This is a genomic window from Pseudomonas sp. P5_B2, from assembly GCF_056400445.1.
Genome location: NZ_JBFULH010001165.1, coordinates 1 through 919 on the forward strand (window position 1 = coordinate 1; position 919 = coordinate 919).

Annotated in this window: 2 protein-coding genes; one reads left to right on the top strand and one right to left on the bottom strand. The window is 61.9% G+C overall.

Going from position 1 to position 919, the window contains the following annotated elements; translation table 11 throughout:
- Positions 1 to 247: helix-turn-helix transcriptional regulator (locus AC1DRJ_RS29930; RefSeq protein WP_477805303.1), on the top strand; the 247-nt coding region annotated here is incomplete at its 5' end.
- Between the two features lie 153 nt (positions 248 to 400).
- Here AC1DRJ_RS29930 and AC1DRJ_RS29935 read toward each other — a convergent pair.
- The coding region (locus AC1DRJ_RS29935; RefSeq protein ID WP_477805304.1) for a YeiH family protein at positions 401 to 919 on the bottom strand (519 nt) is incomplete at its 5' end.

Consider the following 919-nt stretch of genomic DNA (forward strand, 5'->3'; position numbering starts at 1 on the left):
GGGCATGAACGTGCGTACCTTCCAACGCCGCCTCCAAGACGACGGCTGTGCCTTCAACGACCTGATCAACGAGGTGCGCCGCGACCTGGCGCTGCGATACCTGGAAAACCCCAACCACTCGTTGAGCCACATCGCCGACCTGTTCGGCTTCTCCATGGCCAGCTCCTTCACCCGCTGGTTCATTAACCAGTTCGGCATGCCGCCAGCGGCGTGGCGTCGCGCGCAGAAACAAACGGTCGCTCCCTGACAGGGAGCTGTCCCCCAATCCCTTTTAACGCACACAAAAAAACGGCGGCTGCTGGTACAGTCGCCGCGGAAACCGGTGCTTGTGACACCGGTAGTGAGCTTCACTGTAACGAGGAGCCAACCCAGTGAAGCCCTGCCATAAACTTGTGTGAGTTCAGAAGCCCCAGTGCAGTAGCAAGAGCACCAGCACCACGAGAAACACCGTTTCCCCGACCATCAGCAGGATCGGCTTGATCCCCACCGCCGCCAGTTCCTTGAGCCTGGTTTTCATGCCCAGGGCACTGATGGAAATCACCAGGCACCAGCGCGACAGTTCATTGACCCCGCCTTGCACGGCCGGCGTGATCCAGCCGGTGCTGTTGATGCAGGCCAGGATCAGGAAGCCGACGGCGAACCATGGCAGCAGCGGTGGGCGCTTGCCGGTCGGATCGGCGCCCTGCATGCGGGTAATCATGGCGGCGGTGACGATCACCGGCAGCAGCATGGCGACCCGCATCAACTTGACCACAGTGGCGGTATCGCCGGTCTCGGTGGACATGCCGTAGCCGGCGCCGACGACCTGGGCGACATCGTGGATAGTCGCACCGAGGAACACCCCGGCGATCTGCGGCGACAGCGAGAGCCAGTTGACGATCATCGGATAGACGATCATCGCCAGAGTCGACAATGCCGA